Raw genomic sequence first — 18,689 nt, 5'->3', positions numbered from 1 at the left:
AAAGGAGAAGAAGATGAATTTTTTATTAAACGTGGCCCCATTTTTAAAAGATGCATGGGAAAAAGCTGGTTTTAAGGAACCAACAAAAATACAGGATAAAACGATTCCTATTATTAATGATGGAGAAGATATAATTGCTGAATCACCAACAGGAACAGGGAAAACGTTAGCCTATTTATTACCCTTACTAAATAAAATTGAACCAAACACTAAACAAATTCAAGTCGTAATTCTTACACCAACAAGAGAATTAGCAATGCAAATTCACCAAGTTATTCAGACTTTTACACAAAATAGTGAAATTGTTAGTGGTTCATTTATTGGTGGTGTAGATATTAAACGCCAGATTGATCGTTTGAAAAAAAATCCGCAAATTATTGTTGGAACGCCGGGACGAGTTATGGAACTTATTGATAAGAAGAAAATGAAAATGCATGAAGTTAAAACAGTTGTTGTGGATGAAGTAGACCAAATGGTAGAGCAAAGTTTACTTACAGAGGTAAAAGTTATTATACAATCGACTTTAAAGGAAAGACAAGTCCTGTTTTTCTCTGCTACAATTTCTGAAAAGGTTGAGGAAGTTGCTAAACAAGTAATGGTTGAACCAGCATTAGTCAGGGTAGAACGGGAAGCGACTGCAAATGTTGAACATCTTTATTTTGTATGTGAACAACGAGATAAAATAGATTTATTAAGAAGAATATATAAGATGAATGAAAGCATGAAAGCATTAATTTTTATTAACGATGCCGTACATATAGATCGGGTAGCTGATAAGTTTAGATACAAAAAAATACCAATTGGAGTTCTACATAGTGATGCAGGTAAGAAAGAACGTGCATCTGCGATTCAGCAATTCCGTGCAGGTACACTGCCGCTAATACTTGCAACAGATATTGCAGCCAGAGGTATGGATATACAAGGACTTACGCATGTTATTCACTTAGATGTACCTGAAAAAATTGAGCAATATATTCACCGCTCTGGTCGTACCGGCAGAATGGGTGCAACAGGGACCGTGATATCACTTGTAACACCTTCAGAGGAGAAAAGTTTGCTTCGATTTGGTCGAGAACTTAATGTAACAATTTCTAAGAAAGAGTTATATAAAGGTGAAATTATAGAGCAGCGACCAGTCCCAAAAAAAGTCTCTACACAAAAACCGATGTCAAAACAAAAACCTATCAAAAAATCAAATGACCGTAATTTTGAGTTTGGCGGTCCAAATAAAAAGCCTAAGGCGAAATATTAGTAATAGGTAACTGTAAGAGGGTTTTAGTTGAACCCTCTTTAATTTTTTACCAATATATATTGTATAACTGTAGGTGCAATCATAAGGGCATTTTCTATTTTATAACCAATGCTCATAAGTCTTGAAAGGGTTTCAGAACAAGTCGGATGGGCAGGTTCAATTGGCGCTTCAAGACTTTTCTCTAAGCTGATTAATTCGTTGTTAAATGGGTTGCATAGAAGTACTACAATGTGATGACCGAACCATGCAGTTCCGATGATCGGTTGAGGACTTTGCCTATACATATTTTTCACTCTTTCCATATTAATGTTATCTAATTACAGTATATGGTGGAATAGTTGTAATAGTTGAATGACTTTAACAGAAAGTGTTAAGATTTCTTATAAAGAGTAGAGAAAATCATTTAGTGAGGATCAACTATGGATAAATTAACGTTAATAGATAGAACTACATTATTTGTTAGAACTCAGCTTGAAAATGAAGCAAGTGGTCATGATTGGTGGCATATTGACCGGGTTACAAAAATGGCTAGACAGCTTGCCGAAAAAGAAGGCGCAGATGTTTTTATTTGTGAGTTAGCTGCATTGTTACACGATATTGCAGACGAGAAATTAAATGAAAGTGAAGAAATGGGAATTCAACGAGTTAAAGAATGGTTATATTCGCAACAGACACCTGAAACTATTGTACAAACTGTACTAGAAATTATCACAACAATGTCATTTAAAGGTGGAAATCGGCCGCCTATGAAAACACTCGAGGGTATGGTTGTACAAGACGCAGATCGCTTAGATGCATTAGGTGCAATTGGCATTGCTCGCACTTTTGCATTTGCTGGGTCTAAAGGAGAATTATTGTATGATCCATCTATTACTCCTCGTCTGCAAATGACAAAAGAAGAATATCGAACAGGTAAAAGTACTGCGGTTAACCATTTTTACGAAAAGCTTTTAAAATTAAAAGATTTGATGAATACAAAAGCGGCGAAACAAGTTGCGGAGGAACGTCACTGTTTGATGGAAGAATTTTTAGAGCATTTTTATAAAGAGTGGGAAGGTAAAATTTCATGAACATTTTATCAGTAGAAAATCTGTCCAAGGGTTATGGGGATAAAGTTTTATTTGAAAATATTTCTTTTAGTGTAGCAGAGAAAGAGAGAATTGGGGTTATTGGTGTAAATGGTTCCGGTAAGTCTACAATGCTTAAAATTTTATCTGGGTTAGAAGATTCAGATACTGGTGAAATAACGAAACCAAAGGCTTATACGATCGAGTACCTACCCCAAAACCCAGAGTTTGAAGGCAATGGCACGATCCTAGATGAAATTTTTTATGGTGATACACCATTAATTAGACTTTTAAAAAGATATGAAACGGCGTTAAATGAATTGCAAATAGACTCTCAGAACGAGCAAAAACAAAGTGTATTGCTTAAGATTCAACAGGAAATGGATGCAATGAATGCTTGGGATGCTAGCACACAAGCTAAAGCAATCCTAACTAAGTTAGGGTTATTCGATCACGGTCTCAATGTAAGAAATTTGTCTGGTGGACAAAAGAAAAGAGTTGCTATTGCAAGAAGTCTTATCCAACCTGCAAATTTATTGGTTCTAGATGAACCGACGAACCATTTAGATATCGAAACAATCGAATGGCTCGAAGAATATTTAACGCGATATCCAGGCTCCCTGTTATTAATAACCCATGATCGGTATTTTTTAGATCGTGTTACAAATAGGATTATTGAGCTCGATCAAGGAAATCTATACAGTTATGATGGTAACTATTCAACTTTCCTTGAAGCTAAAGCAATACGGGAACAAAATGAGGCTGCAAGTGAAGAAAAACGGCAAAATCTCTTGCGTCGTGAGCTTGCATGGATACGCCGTGGTGCGAAAGCAAGAACAACGAAACAAAAAGCAAGAATTCAACGTTTTGAAACCTTGCAAAGTCAAAGTGGCAGCAGAGCAAAAGAAGACCTTGAAATAGCTGTTGGAGGCAGCAGACTAGGTAAAAAAGTATTTGAAATAGAGGGTATTACAAAGACTTTTGAAAGTAAAACAGTTATTCAAAATTTTTCCTATATCGTAAAGCCGTTTGACAGAATTGGTATTGTGGGTCCAAATGGCTCAGGAAAGTCATCATTACTTAATATGTTAACGGGAAAAATTACACCTGATCAAGGTACGATCGAAGTTGGACAAACGGTTAAAATTGCCTATTATACACAAGAAAATGAGGATATGAATCCTGATATACGTGTTATTGATTATATTAAGGAAACAGCTCAAGTGATACGCACGATTGAAGGGGATGAAATTACCGCCTCACAAATGCTGGAACGATTCTTATTTACACCTGCTGCACAATATACTTATATTAAAAAGCTTTCGGGTGGCGAGCGCAAACGCTTGTATTTATTGAAGGTATTAATGACAGAACCGAATGTAATTCTTCTCGACGAACCAACTAATGATCTTGACATTGAAACGCTTACGATTTTAGAGGATTATCTTGAAGATTTCCCTGGTGTTGTTCTGACTGTTTCCCATGATCGCTACTTTTTAGATAAAACGAGTGACTTGTTATTTGTATTCGAAGGTAACGGGAAGATTCGGATATTTTATGGGTCTTATTCGGAGTATTTAGAAGAACAAAAACTCATTGAGAATAGTAAAAAAGAAGCTAGTGATTTAAAGAAAGAAATACAGCGTGATGCAGAAACCAAACCTAAAAAGCTTAAACTTTCATATAAAGAACAAAAGGAATGGGAAGGAATTGAAGATAAGATTATGGAACTTGAGGACAAGATTAGAATGATTCAAACGCAAATTGCAAATGCAGGTCATGATTTTGCCAAGATTCAACCATTATATGAGGATGAGCAGCGCTTAACAGAGGAACTTGAACAAACGATGGAACGTTGGGAGCAATTATCGGAACTCGTAGCTGAAATTGAAAGAACAAAATAGTAGGAGGGGTTACAAATGGCATGTAGTATTAATCATTCAATGGAGGATGTTGTATCAAAACTAGAGAGTCAAAAAGAGTTTCTACCATCTGATATTTATCAAGGTGTTGGGTTATATTTGAAAAAACCATTATCGCAGGAAATACTAAACGAAATATTTCATTTATTGAAGAAATATGACTTAGCGGGAGAAGCGGAGCAGCAAGAAAGAAATGAAGTTTTAAGGACGATGATTAAATCTTGAAGTATGGAAAAAAGCATGGGGAGCATTGGTAATAACCGTCCTCATGCTTTTTTCTTTTGTAAAGTGCTACTGTCAGTTTCTTTGTAAGTAGAAGTTCCAGCATAGGCTGTGTTATGCGGAATTTAGTAGAGTATGATTACTCTACCTGTACAATACGTTTTGAACCTAGGTATTTGCTACTCCAATAGTTTGTTGCTAATTGACTTATTTTTACACCTTTTGAGGATCCCGCATGAATAAATTCACCATTTCCAATATAAATACCGGCATGCGAGGGTCCTTTTCGATTTGTTTGGAAAAAAACAACATCGCCAATACTTGGGTGGGGAACGTTTATCGAGTTGTCCCATATTTCCTTGACGGTTCTGGGAATATGTATGCCAGTTTTTGCGAATACGTACTTGATAAAGCCACTGCAATCAAATCCTTTTGGAGTTGTTCCACCCCACACGTATGGAACCCCAATAAGATTATGTGCTATTTGAATGAGATAAGGGTCAACAGCAGAGCCAACTGCTCGGGTTTGTCCGTTATCCTTATATAATTGATTTATGGTTTTAGGACCAGCAATACCATCGGGTACAAGGCCTTGATTATATTGAAATCTTTGAACAGCAGATTTAGTGTTTTCGCCATAGTAACCGTCAATTGTATAAGGGTAATAACCTTTTTCGTTTAATCTTTTCTGCAAATAGATTACATTAGTACCACTGTGCCCATAGTGAATGGTTTGATTATCTAAGTCGAATCTGCGCTCAGATGCATCAGCGTAGGCAGGTGCAACTAATACCACAGTAGCAAGGGCCGTACTCAATAAATATAAATAAGCTAAGCTTATTTTTTCTTTCATCCTAAACATTAATGTCAGATTCCTTTCAAAATGATGTTTTTTCAACAGTGTTTATTGTGTACCAATTTTAGAAAAAAATTTAATTATAATTAATAAATTTAAAAGAATAAAACAAAAACCAGCTATTAGGTAGCTGGCTGTAAGAACCGGTTAAATTGGACAGGTTGGGTATAATTGTTAATCCCTTTGATTATATAACCTCGAGAAAGCAAATGGTCAATTATATCAGGTAGGATTTTTGTTGTTACTTGCTTGTCGTGAAGTAGTATAGTCGGAGTATGACCTTTTTCTTCAATGAAAGTCAATTGCTCCTTTATCGAAGTTAAAATTGTATGTTCGTTATTTTTCCAATCATCGCTGTCAATATTCCAGTCCCAATAAATAAACCCTTCTTGTTCAAGAGCATTTTTCATTTGGGGAGTGAGATAGGGGTAACTACCGAATGGCACTCGAACTAGGGGCGACCGAATCCGAGATATACTGTAGATCGTACGCTGACATTCACGCATCTCCTGAACAACACTTTCTGCACTAGCGTAAAAATAGTCTACTCTGTGTGAAACTCCATGACAACCAATAGAGTTTCCATTTTCAGTAATGCTGTTTACAATACTAGGATGTTTATTTATATTATTTTTAAGTAGAAAAAAGGTGGCTTGTACCCCTTTTTGCTTAAGAGTCTTTATTATCTCGAGTGTATAGAGATTTGGTCCATCATCAAAGGTTAAATAAGCGATCTTAAGCCCTGTGTCGTCTTGTTCAGAATGTGGTGTTGTGTATTTTTTTTCTTGTAAAGCTGTTATGATAGGCGAAGCCATTTTAGCTTGAAGACTTGCAGAGCGATCAAGAAAATAGGATGGAAATACGAAATTTACTATAAGTAAAGGTAATGTACTGTATATAAATAAAGTAATTAATATTTTTATATTATGTTTTTTCATAGATCAAATAACAAGTTTCACTTCCTTAACGCTTTCTTACTATATATAACTATATTACATTTATAAATGAATTTATAGGTTGATTATCCAATTGTTAAATAAAGGTTTATTATTGCAGGTCTATGAGGTGAGAATTTTGATTGTAACCACAGCCGGACGGACAAATATGTTAATGGAACAATTAGCAAAAGATATTGCAGAGCATTTAAAAGCGGATTATATCAAACGTCAAAAGCTGTCTGTTGAGGAGTTTATTTCTCAATTTAAAGATGACATATTAATAATTGGTAAAAATAGATTTGTTATATATTCAAATAAACATGCTAGTGAACCAATATTCTTCCATCCTAATTCTGCGATGTTTCGTGTAAAGCGTGTAATAAGAGGTGAACCTGATCCATTTATAACAGCTGCTCAAATACAGCCAGGAATGTCGCTCTTAGATTGTACACTAGGCTTAGCTTCTGACAGTATTGTAGCGAGCGTTGTTGTTGGACAGACAGGGCGTGTTGTTGGAATAGAAGGAAATGAATATATGTCATTTTTAGTGAAAAATGGCTTGCAAGCCTGGCATAGTGGCAGTGAAATAATGAACGCTGCTATGCGGAAAATTGAGGTCCGTCATGCACAACATTTAGATTTTCTATTAAGCCAACCTTCTTCTTCATTTGATATTGTTTATTTTGATCCGATGTTTGAAGAAATATTAGATAGTTCAACTGGTATAAAAGGATTACGTAACATAGCGGTGTATACCTCGCTTACAGAGGAAGTTATGCGGGAAGCGCTCCGTGTTGCTCGCAAGCGAGTTGTATTAAAAGATCATTGGAAAAGCACTCGCTTTAATCAGTTTGGGTTTACTGTTTATAAGAGAAAAACAGCTAAATTCCATTTTGGTATTCTCGAAAAGTAAAAAGAATGAACAATCGTTAAAATGGACACCTTACCGAATAGGAGGTGTTATGATACATGAGTAAAAAAATAAAGGTCGATCATTCTAAGTCAGGGTTAGGCTCACCAGATGTTGAAGGTCAAGGAACTACGACCCAAGAAACCGGCTCTTTTAAAATGGATTCTGCACGAAAGAAAAATAGAAAAAAAGCAGGTGGACTATAATAATTATTTTATAGTGGTATATCATCATATAGGTGATATACCCTTTTTTTGTTATTAAATATCTTTTTTTAATTTTATCAAAATAGCAGTGTAAACTATGTTAAAATGTGAACTGTGAACAAAATGCTATTGGAGGCAAGTATATGGTGTTTACTACATCAAAAATAATTCAATCATTTCAAACTAGTATTTTTTCAGAGTTGGCTGAACACAAAAAGGTAAAGTTAGCAAAAGGTGAACCAATACTTGATTTAAGTATAGGGAGCCCTGATTTGCCACCACCAAACTTTATAGTCGATGCATTAGTAAGTAATGTTCAAGATCCTAAACAATATGGTTATACATTATCTGGAACAAAAGCATTTCACGAAGCTGTTCTTTCTTTTTATACTAAACATTATGGTGTTATATTCGATCCTGAAAATGAAATTGTACAAGTTGCCGGTTCACAAGATGGTCTTGTGCATTTACCGATGGCATTCGCAGACCAAGGTGATGTGATTTTAGTACCGGATCCGGGGTATACTGCCTATGACGCAGGTATAAAAATGGCAAAAGCCATATCTTATCCAATGCCCCTTTCGAAAGAGAATGACTATCTACCAGATATAGAGAGTATTCCGGTAGAGGTAGCAAAGAAAGCAAAGATGATGATCCTTAATTTTCCTGGTAATCCTGTTCCAGCATTAGCGACAAAGGAATTTTTTCAGGATGTAGTGGCATTTGCGAAAAGATACAATATTATTGTTGTCCATGATTTCGCCTACTCAGAACTTGTATTTGATGGCAATAAACCAATTAGCTTTCTTGAGGTTGAAGGAGCGCTAGACGTTGGTGTTGAATTTAATTCGTTATCAAAAAGCTTTAATATGGCTGGTTGTCGGATTGGTTACTTAATTGGTAATCGCCAAGTGATAAGAGTACTTGCTAAATTAAAATCTAATTTAGACTACGGCATCTTCGCTCCAATCCAGAATGCAGCTGTAGCTGCTCTTTTAGATGGAGATGATTTCTTAAAAGAAAATAGCAAATTGTATGAAACTAGAAGGGATGTTTTAGTAGATGGTTTACAAGCTATAGGCTGGAATATAGCTCGACCTTCTGCGACTATGTTTTGTTGGGCTGAAATTCCGAGGGGATATACCACGTCTACACAGTTTGCTATTGACCTTATGGACAAGGCTGGTGTTGTCGTGACACCAGGAAATGCATTTGGGGAAAATGGTGAAGGCTATGTACGAATGGCACTTGTCCAATCTGAAGAAACGCTAAGAGAAGCAGTTAGCAGAATTAAACATAGCGGTATTTTTAAATAAAGGAGAAATGAAGATGGATGAATTAACAAGACTACAGCTAATTACTGAAGCAGTAATGGAATTCAAAACACAATTAAAAAATGATTTTGAAGTAGATCAAATGGGTGAAATGGTAATGGAAATAATTGAGAATGCCCAAGATCATCAATTGTATGAACTTGTAAAGCAAGCTTATGTTCAAAGACATAATCGTCAAGTTGCAATCGATATTTTAAATGAAGCGATGAGTTATATGCATTCAAGAATAGAGCAGTTATTAAATTAAATAGCTATGGTAGATTAGTAGGATAAAAAGACTGTTGGAAGAGGTAGGCATTAATCTTTAACAGTCTTTAACCATGTCATTAATAATTAAAACATGGTCATGTATTATGTATAGCAGTAAAAAGCAATCAAGGGGGATGGACAGATGGAACATATCACTAAACTTCAGCAACAAGAGGAACAATCCTCTCAACTATATAGAAAAGAACGTAGATTTAAAAAGAACATACCACTTATGGTAACAGCCACAATTATAGCGTGGTGTGGATTGTTTTATGCAGGATATTACCTGGCAAATCAACAAATTATGAAAACACAAGCCTATGTTAATGAGCAAATACAACAAACACAAATACAAAATGAACAACAAGTAGAAGATCTCAAAGCGGAGATATCAACTGTTCATGCGGAGCTTTTAAGTTTAAAGGGCGAGCTTATTTACATTCAAGAAGATATTCAACTAGCTGGTGAAACGGTAACGGGTTCAAATGAAACAAAGAGTGCATTGCATGAGCGTATGACAGCTCTAGATCAACAGTTAACACAATTACAAGCCTCAATTGCTAGGCTAGAGGATGCAGCACGTTAATGAAATATGTACAGCTTTTTTTAGTCATGCTCATTGCGCCGGTGCTTGGATTTTTCCTTGTTTTTTATATAGACAACCCTTTTACAAAAATCCAAGCAGATTCAATGGTTCTGCCGTTACATGTGACAAATAATGAACTTTACAATTCAAATAATGAAATCGCCGAGATTAATCAGCTAACAACGGATATTAATAAAGAATTAACTCAAATTATAGAGAAAATGAACCAGGAAAAAGAAGAGCTCCAAAATCAAAAGGAAATGCTAGATTCGCTTGTTTTAAGCAGTAAACAACAAATTACTAAGTCAGATCAAGTACTTGAACAAATATTATCGAACTTATTAGGTGAACCAATTGGAATTCACAAAGGTAGTAACTCTACTGTAAAAGTTTATTCATTGAATGAAGCGGGATACCGGGGTTACATGGCAAAAGTACGTCCGCATACCTCCAATGCTCTAAAAATGGTGTTAGCTCATGATAAAGTGGTTAGTAGGGGAGAAATTACTAGTGCAGCAGCAAAACGTAAAGGTGCTATTTTAGCTGTTAATGCAGGTGGCTTTTGGAAAACAGGTGATGGGCAAATGGCTCCTTTAGGTATTACTGTGGTAGATGGAAAAATTGAAACATTTTATGATCACCCAACTCTATCATTTGTTGGCTTTAATAAACAAGGTCACCTAACAGGGGGTAAAATTTCATCTCAAGCAGAATTAAAGCAATTAAATGCTCTCCAGGGTGCTAGTTTTGTTCCAACTTTGTTGGAAGATGGCAAGAAGACAAACATTCCTAGTGATTGGAAAAATACGCGACATCCACGGACGATTGTAGGTAATTTTTCGAATGGTGAGCTTTTATTTATAGTGATTGACGGCCGTCGCGAAGGCTGGAGCAAAGGAGTTACCCTTGAAGAAATTCAAGATAAACTGTTGAGCTTTAAGATTAAGGATGCTTTTAATTTAGATGGTGGTGGTTCAAGTGCATTCTATTTTAATGGAAAACTATTAAATCGACCTTCAGATGGAAGAGAACGTCCGGTTACAAGTAATTTAGTGGTCCTTCCATAAGCTTAGTGTCTAACATTACATTTATGTTAAAAATGCACATGAAAGTGGTTTTTATTAACAAAATGTGAGAAAATAAAGACAATAACAATAGTTTATGGGGTATGCCTTATGAAGATATGGATGAGGAAAATATTTGTAGTTTTTGTGACAATCCTAACCTTTGGTATGGTTGTTCCTCACATGCCTACGAATGTTGATAGAAACGTAAAAGAGAATAGTGATGTTTCAGATAAACAAGATAGTTTACTTCTTACAGAAGAAGTCGAAGAGCAGCAAGAAACGAACCAGGAGCTTTCCTGGGATAGTATATCAACTTATATAGATAATCGAGAGGAATTAATCTCTACTTTTACAGCATATTCGACGAATCAAGCAGAACAGCTTTCAATGATGAAATTTGGGAGAACAATTGCCCCGGTAATCGGTGACGAATTTAAGCAAGTCATTCTTCCAAAAATCGAGGAAGCCATCTCAACCCTAGCACAAGAGCTTGATGAAGACGTAATTCGCGAATTAGTCATCTCCGAAAACCCAGCAAAAGGTTTAGGAGAAAAAATCTTTCATGTTTACAATCGTTCTACAGGGGAAGATTTAATCCGGTTTCATGTGAGAAGAGATCATCCACCGATGGACGGATATTGGTTCAATTTTCACTATCATAAATATACAGACCGTTTTCAGACACATCATACAATGGGCTCCATTTACTGGGATAAAAACACTCCTCCGCACTGGATGAGTGCATAAATGTAAATGAAAATATTATCATGAAACCGAGGATTGCTATTAGTAATCCTTGGTTTTTTATGTACGAACACTCTAATAAAATATGACTAAGTAACCTATAGCAGTTCTAAAGAACTATAGGGTTTTATTATTCTTTTGGAATATTCATTTATGTTCAGTACTATCATTACCCTTATAGCCATAAGATAGTAGTAAATCTAAATTCAAGGACGTGAATGTATGGCAATTCATGTAGTTCGAGCTGACGAAACCTTATGGTCTATTTCTCGAATGTACAGTATTCCAATACAAACAATAATGAACTTGAATGGATTATTAGGTGATGCAATTACTCCAGGATTAGCACTTTATATACCTCAACAAGAGCTTCCAATTAGGGAATATGTCGTACAATCCGGTGACACGTTGTGGTCATTAGCACAAAGCTTTGATGCTAATATCCGATCTATTTTATCAATGAATCCAGTAGTTAATAACGACAGTTTATCTGTGGGGCAAACATTAAGAATCCCTTCGCCGCGTAGAGTACCTCTACAAACCCTTGGGTATATTGTGCCATATGATATGACAGGATCATTAAATAATTTTGAAACAGTAGCTAATCATCTAAGTTATTTAGCTATTGTTGCTTATTCCTTTACTGAGGAAGGCTGGGCTTTTCAGCTATTGCAGGATGCACCACTTGTATCCCGAAGCAAACAATTAGGGGTTAGGCCTTTGCTAATGATCCGAAATTTAGTGGGGACTAATTTTAGTCCTGAATTAGTAGGAACTGTATTGGGCGATGTAACGTTTCGAACAAATTTAATTACTAGTATATTAAATTTGTTGGTTCAAGGTAATTACGAAGGAGTAAGTATAGACTTTGAATTTATACCACCCCCACAACGAAATGACTTTATTACATTTCTTTCAGATCTAAAAAACGAACTAGGAACGCGAATATTACATGTGAGTGTACATGCAAAAACAGAGGATATAGTAACTAACCCGATAATTGGTGCTTACGATTACTATTCTATAGGCAAAATAGCTGATATTGTTGCAGTTATGACGATGGATTATGGATACCCAGGAGGTCCACCTGACCCAGTTACACCTTTATGGTGGATGGCTCAAGTCATAAGATACACGAGTTCTCTTATAAATCCTAGGAAGGTACAAATAGCAATTCCGTTATATGGATATAGCTGGAAACTCCCTGAAAATGAGACAACGTCGTACGGAATTAACTCTGCACAAAATTTAGCAATTTCTAAGGGATCGACAATTGAATTTGATAGTGCTGCACAAGCACCATACTTTTCTTATTGGGATGATAGTATACAACATTTTGTATGGTTTGAAGATATAAGAAGTATTACAAGTAAATATGGGCTAGTTGATCGCTATAACCTTTTAGGGGTGACCTTTTGGCAATTGGCTTTTGAATTCCCGCAAAATTGGGCATATTTGGAAAGGAACATACGAGTTATCCGCTAAAAGTAACGGCTGTTTTAGCAATACTTTTATATATTACTATTTAACACGAAAAAAGTTTGTTTAAAATGAACGTCTCCTGGATAAAATAAGTAGGCAAGATTATTTTAGTAATTTTGTGTATTACTTACATATTAGGAGGCAGTAAAATGGAACGTGGTAAAGTAAAATGGTTTAACAGTGAAAAAGGTTTTGGGTTTATTGAGCGTGAAGGTGGAGAGGATGTATTTGTTCACTTCTCAGCTATTCAGGGTGAAGGCTTCAAATCACTTGATGAAGGCCAAGAAGTAACTTTTGATATAGAGACTGGGGACCGTGGACCACAAGCAGCAAATGTGCAAAAAGTATAACAAAGACAAACTTAGTAAATGACAATGAGGACAACGTCTAGTATAAAAACAAGATGTTGTCCTCTTTACTATGCAGCTGATTTAACTCTTTGATTAGGCAAAAGTAACGTTTCTTTCACTAATTAAAGGAAAAAGGTGTTGTTGATAATTTGTAATTGGATAAAAGTGGTGCAAGGATCATATTAACTATAGGAAATACTATACTTGACTACTCATGGAAGGAAGGATGCCGCATGTCATTAGAATGGTTTGACCGTGTATGTAGTGAGTTGCCAGATCATTTAGAGTCAATTTGTGAAAAGTATGATCAAGAAGGACATATGTCTATAGACCGAGGTGCAAAGCATCCGCGTATAGAATTCTATGTGGAAACAGAGGATCAGGAAAGGGATTACTTTTGCACATTATTCTTTGACCCTCATAATGAAGAATTCTATATTGAAACGTTAGATATGGATCTTGAACAAAAAGCGAGAACGATATTATCTGATATAGAAGATATCGTAGATGCTGTCCATGAAGACTTCCATTTCTTCATGAATGGTGATCAGTATGATGACTATGATGATTTAGAGGTAATGGGAGAAATTGATGACAGTGATCAATTTGATGATGATATATTTGAGGATATTAGCGTTGAGTGGACAACAGAAGAGGTAATGGCTTTTGTTCATGAAGATGATATTGAAGTATCTTATCAATTTGGGATCATAGAAGAAACTGGTGATGGTATACTTAGACGAATTAATCGTATTGTTACAACTGAAGATGAGCTGATCGAAGATGAAACGAATTTTATTTTTAGTAAGGAAGAGGCAAGTACTATCATTGCAATGATAGCGAGTAATATGGATTTATTAAGTGAATTTGATTTTAATACACATTAAAATTAAAAAATAGTCTATCTTTGGATAGGCTATTTTTATTGTGAAAAATTAGGAAAATAATGGTTGAAATATAACTGTAATAAATTAAATACATATGGATTTAAAAGCGTTTGCAGAAGAAATGTAAACATATTCCAGATAAAATTATTGTTAGTTATACCACTATAATGGTAAAAACCCAAAAAATACCAAGGACATCATAGTTTTTCATTGTTAACATAGGGTCATAGATTTTGATCTTGTTACGAATAACTTAGGGCACACGATTTTGGGGTAATAGATTAGTAAACCCCTAGTGTTATAACCAAATTACTTAACACTCATAAAAATTAATAGTTTAAAATTTGAGCCTAAGGAAAGGGGAAATTTACATCATGAAGAAGTTTATCATCATTGCAGGATTGGTTGGATCGTTATTATTTTCAACCCAAGTTGATGCTGCGTCCTACACAGTTAAAAGTGGGGATTTCCTTTGGAAAATTGCAAACGAGAATAACACAACCGTTCAACAAATAATGAACTGGAATGGACTAACATCTTATACGGTTTATCCTGGACAAGTATTAAAGGTGTCTGAAGATAGGTCTTCAGAAAAATACACAGTTAAATCAGGTGATACACTTTATATTATTTCTCAAAAATTTAATACAACTATTTCAGCAATCCAAAATTTAAATCCACATCTAACAAATCCTAATATGCTTTATATTGGACAAGTTTTAAATGTTCCAGTTGGTCAAACGACAATTGTCAAACAGGTAACAGGACAGGATATCATTAATACAGGTAACAAGTATATTGGTGCCGGTTATCTATATGGTGCTTCTACTTTGAGAACGGATGTATTTGATTGTTCATCATTTTTAAAGCGAGTGTACGAAGAAAACGGAATTTATCTTCCAAGAATTACGGTTGATCAAGCTAATACCGGTACTTCGATACCATTCTCGGAAGCGAAACCCGGTGATATAGTTGCATTTGATGGTAACTTTGATGGTAGGATTGATCATACAGGAATTTATGTAAATGCAACAACTATACTTCACGCATCAAGTTCAGTAGGGGTTACTTATAGTAACACTACCTACTATTGGAAAGACAGATTAGTTAAAGTAACACGAGTATTAAATAATTAAGGTAATTAACAAAGAGACCACGTCATAGTTGGTCTCTTTTACCTAGATACTCTTATAGCCAGACTTAGCAAAAAAGAGAGTACTAGATATTATTACCTTGATTACTTAGAAACTTTCGTGCGACAAAAATCATCAAATTGTCCGACTCGTGACATATTCACGTCTAAAAATAGTATTTTCGCTAGACAGGAAACGGTGTTTTTGTAAAAATATATCGAGGTCTGTCGGAAGTCGAAAAATTCTAAAATAATAAAATAAGCCTTGTTTGATGGTATTCTTGTATTAGTTAGTTAAACAAGGGGGAGTTATTTTGACATTAGAAACATTAATTAAACAGTATGTTGAAGTGAAAAAGGATCATCCAACTAATGTAAACGACTTATTAGACTTTCTAAAGCGAGGATATATTCAAGGTACGTTATCATTTGCAGAATATCGTAGATTAATGCATGAGTTAGAGCAACGCGGTGCAACTATAGCGTAGTTAATAATATATTAAGGCCGCAGGGATATCCTGCGGTTTTTTATTACTGCTTTCATTTTCAACAATGTACGAGAGTCTATTTAATTCAAGTTTCAGAGTAATGTAAATAAAATGTAAAATTTATGTAATAAGATTTTAATATTTTATACATAACAAGACAAGCCTATCTATAGTATAATAGTAATACACAATTTAAAATAATGAAAATATTCAGAAAACTATAGAAGGTGAACAAGCTAATGAAACAGCTTTTCGTTTTTTGTTTATTACTTCTTTGCACCTTACCCACACTTTCTGTTGCAAAAGGGGAAATTACAGGTCTCTCGTTAAAGAAAGCCAATGAAATGCATGGTATTAATATTGAGTTTGATAATAAAGAGATTGAAAGGTTAGTAGGTCAACTAATATTACTGCCGAATGAAAATGATTACGATCATAAAGAAGTACGTAGCATGGTTTCTCGTATATCCAAGATACACCCTACACTTCTTCATGATTTAGTTGTGAATAATGTAAAGATCAAACTTTTTACTGGAAAACTAACTGATGAAGGCCCGTTTACACACTTAAGTGGGATATCTCCACGCGGCTGGAGTCCTAATAAAACATGGGATCAAGTACCAGGTGCAGGAGGAACGTATATTGCAGCGGCGAAAATTGGTGCAAGTTCGTATGGAAAGGGACATGGTTCTGTTAATCTGGAGCTCCATGAAATTGGTCATTCAGTTGAACGGAAAGTATTTGATAAACTTAGGAATGATAGCGTTTTCATTGGGATCTGGAAAGATGAAGTATTTAAATTGTTTCCAAAACGGGAGTATTTTCAAAATTACCCTGAAGAATACTTTGCTGAAGTGTTTGCAATGTATTATTTAAATGAAAAAACAAATGCAAACTTAAAACAAACCGCACCCAAAACACATGAATATCTTAAAAAGCTAGAAGAAAAGAAACGGGATTTTGTATATAATGTTGTAACGCGTCTTTAATAATTAAAGTAATAGCAAAGAATAAATAGACTATCTATTTATTCTTTGCTATTTTTATTTTGCCCTTATTTCTTGTTTCATAAAAATGAAATAGGATATACCAAAACAAATAATCGTTGCAGCTATTAAACCTGTAAATTGCGGCCATATCAACAGAAGACTCTGTTTTAAAGGCAATGGACTTGGGATTGCACCAACTAATTGTTCCATTGTTAAGGGCCCTAAAGAACGTATGGTAGGTGTTAATAAAATCGTCGTTATTTCACTATACAAATAACTTGGATTAAAACGTGATAATGTTTGGATTATGGTTTGCATTCCACCTAACTCATATATTGCCCCCATTTTTTGAATCTGAAATGCCGCTTTGCCAATTATGTTAATAATGATTGAATAAAATACGCTGAAGAACAACCACATTGCAATACTCGAAAGTGCTGATGTAGCAGTTTGCTTAAAGCGAATTGAAAATAATATTGATATGTTTAACCAAAAGCCTATATAAATTACACTAAGAAATAGAAAGGCTACCATTCTCCAAAACTCATCCCATGTTGGTGGGAAACCTATTGAAATAATCCCTAGTCCAATGATTAAAAAGCCTAATGCAAAAGTCAATATGCCGATTAAACCTAAGTTGGCTAAAAATTTTGCATTAATTAAATAATCTCTAGGGATAGGCTGGGCTAAAATTCGGCTGAGCGTTCCACGATTTCGTTCCGAATTGATTGCATCAAATCCCAGGCCAATTCCTAATAATGGACCTAATAGACTAATAAATGTCATAAAAGAAGGCATTGAGCCTTGCGGGTCAGAAAGTGTAAATATTTTTAAAAATAAGAAAGCATCATTTGTGTCGATGGACGCGGCAGCTGTACGAATAATGCTTAATGATGAATATAGGGAAGCGAGGCAAGTTAGTAATATAAGCAATACTAATATTATAAATCTCCAACTTCTGACTTGATCAGCTATTTCCTTCTGCACCATAGTAAGGAAAGGATGGTGTATATGATGTGTGTCTTTATGATCTATCTTGTAAACGAAATCATGTTTCATATTTTACCGTTAACCTCCCCTTCAAAGTATTGATGATAAATATCATCTAAACCATGTTCTTTAAGAACAAGTCCTCTTAGGGAGATACCCGAGTTAACTATGATGCTTGCTACTTCTGATGAAATATCTGTTTTGCTCTTAATAGTTAATTCATCATGCTTATATTCTACAGCTAATACCTCAGGTATATCTCTAAGCTTTTCTAGCAAAGGATCAGTAATGAGAGAAACTTTAGTCTCCAAGGTCATGCCATCACTTGAAAACAACTTATGTGCCAACTCCTTAATATTACCGCAGGCCAAAAGTTTTCCATCTACAAATAACCCAACCCGATCACAGATTTGTTGTACTTGATGAAGATGGTGTGATGAAAGTAATACGGTTATTCCGTACTCTTTACTCAATGTTCTGATTAAACTAAGCAAATCTTGAACACCTTGCGGGTCAATTCCTAGTGTGGGTTCATCCAAAATAATGACTTCAGGTTGCTTAATTAATACGTCAGCAAGACCAAGTCTTTGTTTCATTCCCCTTGAATAGTTACCTGTTTTCTTGTGGCAAGCCTTTTCTAGTCCGACTTGTCTTAATAAATCGATTGCACGTTCTTTTGCCTCTTGTTTTGATTGTCCATTTAATTGCGCCGTGTATAATAAATTTTCTAAGCCGGTCCGCTCTTCATAGAAACCAACATTATCAGGTAAATATCCAACTTTCTGCTTTACCTTGATCGGCTCATGAGTGGAGTTGTATCCACAAACTGTAATGGTTCCAGTAGAAGGTTCGCTGAGACCAAGCATCATTAAGATTGATGTTGATTTTCCTGCACCATTGGGACCTAATAATCCAAACACTTCACCACGGTATATTTTTAAATTTAGATCATCAACAGCGCATTTCGTTTCATAAAATTTTGTTAAATTCTGAATATCAATTATTGTTTCTTGCATGT

Annotated in this window: 22 protein-coding genes; 17 read left to right on the top strand and 5 right to left on the bottom strand. The window is 35.1% G+C overall.

Going from position 1 to position 18,689, the window contains the following annotated elements; all coding sequences use genetic code 11:
- Positions 1-13 precede the first annotated feature (13 nt).
- A complete protein-coding gene (locus C1724_RS09790) occupies positions 14-1,252 on the top strand; it encodes a DEAD/DEAH box helicase (RefSeq protein WP_102346480.1) in 1,239 nt (412 codons plus the stop codon).
- A 38-nt stretch (positions 1,253-1,290) separates the two neighbouring features.
- Here the strand turns inward: C1724_RS09790 and C1724_RS09785 are convergent, their stop codons facing one another.
- Positions 1,291-1,536: a hypothetical protein gene (locus tag C1724_RS09785; RefSeq protein ID WP_102346479.1), complete on the bottom strand. Its 246-nt coding sequence runs from the start codon at positions 1,534-1,536 to the stop codon at positions 1,291-1,293.
- A gap of 135 nt (positions 1,537-1,671) precedes the next feature.
- On the opposite strand from C1724_RS09785, the gene C1724_RS09780 reads away from it, so the two are divergent.
- Genes C1724_RS09780 through C1724_RS09770 form a run of 3 tightly spaced genes read left to right on the top strand, consistent with a single transcriptional unit; the run spans position 1,672 to position 4,466 of the window.
- Positions 1,672-2,322, top strand: a complete 651-nt coding sequence (locus tag C1724_RS09780; RefSeq protein ID WP_102346478.1) for an HD domain-containing protein — start codon at positions 1,672-1,674, stop codon at positions 2,320-2,322.
- A complete protein-coding gene (locus C1724_RS09775) occupies positions 2,319-4,223 on the top strand; it encodes an ABC-F family ATP-binding cassette domain-containing protein (RefSeq protein ID WP_102346477.1) in 1,905 nt (634 codons plus the stop codon). Before C1724_RS09780 ends, C1724_RS09775 begins: the two co-directional genes overlap by 4 nt.
- Before the next feature lie 15 nt (positions 4,224-4,238).
- Positions 4,239-4,466 (top strand): group-specific protein, encoded by a 228-nt coding sequence (locus C1724_RS09770; protein WP_102346476.1) that lies wholly within the window; start codon positions 4,239-4,241, stop codon positions 4,464-4,466.
- 136 nt (positions 4,467-4,602) lie between these two features.
- Here C1724_RS09770 and C1724_RS09765 read toward each other — a convergent pair whose 3' ends face one another.
- Together C1724_RS09765 and C1724_RS09760 are read right to left on the bottom strand one after the other, a co-directional pair.
- Positions 4,603-5,325: a C40 family peptidase gene (locus C1724_RS09765; protein WP_102346475.1), complete on the bottom strand. Its 723-nt coding sequence runs from the start codon at positions 5,323-5,325 to the stop codon at positions 4,603-4,605.
- A gap of 116 nt (positions 5,326-5,441) precedes the next feature.
- A complete protein-coding gene (locus C1724_RS09760; RefSeq protein ID WP_102346474.1) occupies positions 5,442-6,257 on the bottom strand; it encodes a polysaccharide deacetylase family protein in 816 nt (271 codons plus the stop codon).
- 136 nt (positions 6,258-6,393) lie between these two features.
- On the opposite strand from C1724_RS09760, the gene C1724_RS09755 reads away from it, so the two are divergent.
- The 13 genes from C1724_RS09755 to C1724_RS09695 all read left to right on the top strand — a co-directional run bounded on the left by C1724_RS09755 (position 6,394) and on the right by C1724_RS09695 (position 16,681).
- Complete coding sequence (locus tag C1724_RS09755) at positions 6,394-7,170, top strand: class I SAM-dependent methyltransferase (RefSeq protein WP_102346793.1); 777 nt, start codon at positions 6,394-6,396, stop codon at positions 7,168-7,170.
- Positions 7,171-7,226: 56 nt separating this feature from the next.
- Positions 7,227-7,373: a YuzL family protein gene (locus tag C1724_RS09750; RefSeq protein ID WP_102346473.1), complete on the top strand. Its 147-nt coding sequence runs from the start codon at positions 7,227-7,229 to the stop codon at positions 7,371-7,373.
- Positions 7,374-7,516: 143 nt separating this feature from the next.
- Complete coding sequence (locus C1724_RS09745) at positions 7,517-8,689, top strand: LL-diaminopimelate aminotransferase (RefSeq protein WP_102346472.1); 1,173 nt, start codon at positions 7,517-7,519, stop codon at positions 8,687-8,689.
- Positions 8,690-8,702: 13 nt separating this feature from the next.
- On the top strand, positions 8,703-8,954 hold the full coding sequence (locus C1724_RS09740; protein ID WP_102346471.1) for a hypothetical protein: 252 nt from the start codon (positions 8,703-8,705) through the stop codon (positions 8,952-8,954).
- A 144-nt stretch (positions 8,955-9,098) separates the two neighbouring features.
- The gene (locus C1724_RS09735; protein WP_102346470.1) at positions 9,099-9,542 is read left to right on the top strand and encodes a hypothetical protein; all 444 of its coding nucleotides are present in this window, start codon (positions 9,099-9,101) and stop codon (positions 9,540-9,542) included.
- Complete coding sequence (locus C1724_RS09730) at positions 9,542-10,609, top strand: phosphodiester glycosidase family protein (RefSeq protein WP_102346469.1); 1,068 nt, start codon at positions 9,542-9,544, stop codon at positions 10,607-10,609. Before C1724_RS09735 ends, C1724_RS09730 begins: the two co-directional genes overlap by 1 nt.
- 108 nt (positions 10,610-10,717) lie before the next feature.
- Entirely contained in the window at positions 10,718-11,356 is a 639-nt protein-coding gene (locus C1724_RS09725) for a YpjP family protein (protein WP_102346468.1), read from the top strand.
- A 219-nt stretch (positions 11,357-11,575) separates the two neighbouring features.
- Entirely contained in the window at positions 11,576-12,838 is a 1,263-nt protein-coding gene (locus C1724_RS09720; RefSeq protein WP_102346467.1) for a glycosyl hydrolase family 18 protein, read from the top strand.
- 146 nt (positions 12,839-12,984) lie between these two features.
- Positions 12,985-13,185 (top strand): cold-shock protein, encoded by a 201-nt coding sequence (locus C1724_RS09715; RefSeq protein WP_102346466.1) that lies wholly within the window; start codon positions 12,985-12,987, stop codon positions 13,183-13,185.
- Between the two features lie 233 nt (positions 13,186-13,418).
- Positions 13,419-14,072 (top strand): hypothetical protein, encoded by a 654-nt coding sequence (locus C1724_RS09710; RefSeq protein WP_102346465.1) that lies wholly within the window; start codon positions 13,419-13,421, stop codon positions 14,070-14,072.
- Between the two features lie 374 nt (positions 14,073-14,446).
- Complete coding sequence (locus C1724_RS09705; protein WP_102346464.1) at positions 14,447-15,208, top strand: C40 family peptidase; 762 nt, start codon at positions 14,447-14,449, stop codon at positions 15,206-15,208.
- A 310-nt stretch (positions 15,209-15,518) separates the two neighbouring features.
- Positions 15,519-15,692, top strand: a complete 174-nt coding sequence (yppF, locus tag C1724_RS09700; protein ID WP_102346463.1) for a YppF family protein — start codon at positions 15,519-15,521, stop codon at positions 15,690-15,692.
- 239 nt (positions 15,693-15,931) lie between these two features.
- Positions 15,932-16,681 (top strand): anthrax toxin lethal factor-related metalloendopeptidase, encoded by a 750-nt coding sequence (locus C1724_RS09695; RefSeq protein WP_102346462.1) that lies wholly within the window; start codon positions 15,932-15,934, stop codon positions 16,679-16,681.
- A gap of 54 nt (positions 16,682-16,735) precedes the next feature.
- On the opposite strand, the gene C1724_RS09690 is transcribed toward C1724_RS09695, so the two are convergent.
- Together C1724_RS09690 and C1724_RS09685 are read right to left on the bottom strand one after the other, a co-directional pair.
- Complete coding sequence (locus C1724_RS09690) at positions 16,736-17,740, bottom strand: ABC transporter permease (protein ID WP_102346461.1); 1,005 nt, start codon at positions 17,738-17,740, stop codon at positions 16,736-16,738.
- Positions 17,737-18,687, bottom strand: coding sequence for an ABC transporter ATP-binding protein (locus C1724_RS09685; RefSeq protein WP_102346460.1), 951 nt, complete (start codon positions 18,685-18,687; stop codon positions 17,737-17,739). The genes C1724_RS09690 and C1724_RS09685 overlap by 4 nt, the downstream gene beginning before the upstream one ends.
- Positions 18,688-18,689 lie beyond the last annotated feature (2 nt).

This window comes from Bacillus sp. Marseille-P3661 (genome assembly GCF_900240995.1).
GTDB lineage: Bacteria > Bacillota > Bacilli > Bacillales > Bacillaceae_J > OESV01.
Note: the sequence above shows the minus strand (reverse complement) of the source record. Positions and strands in the feature narration are given on the sequence as shown.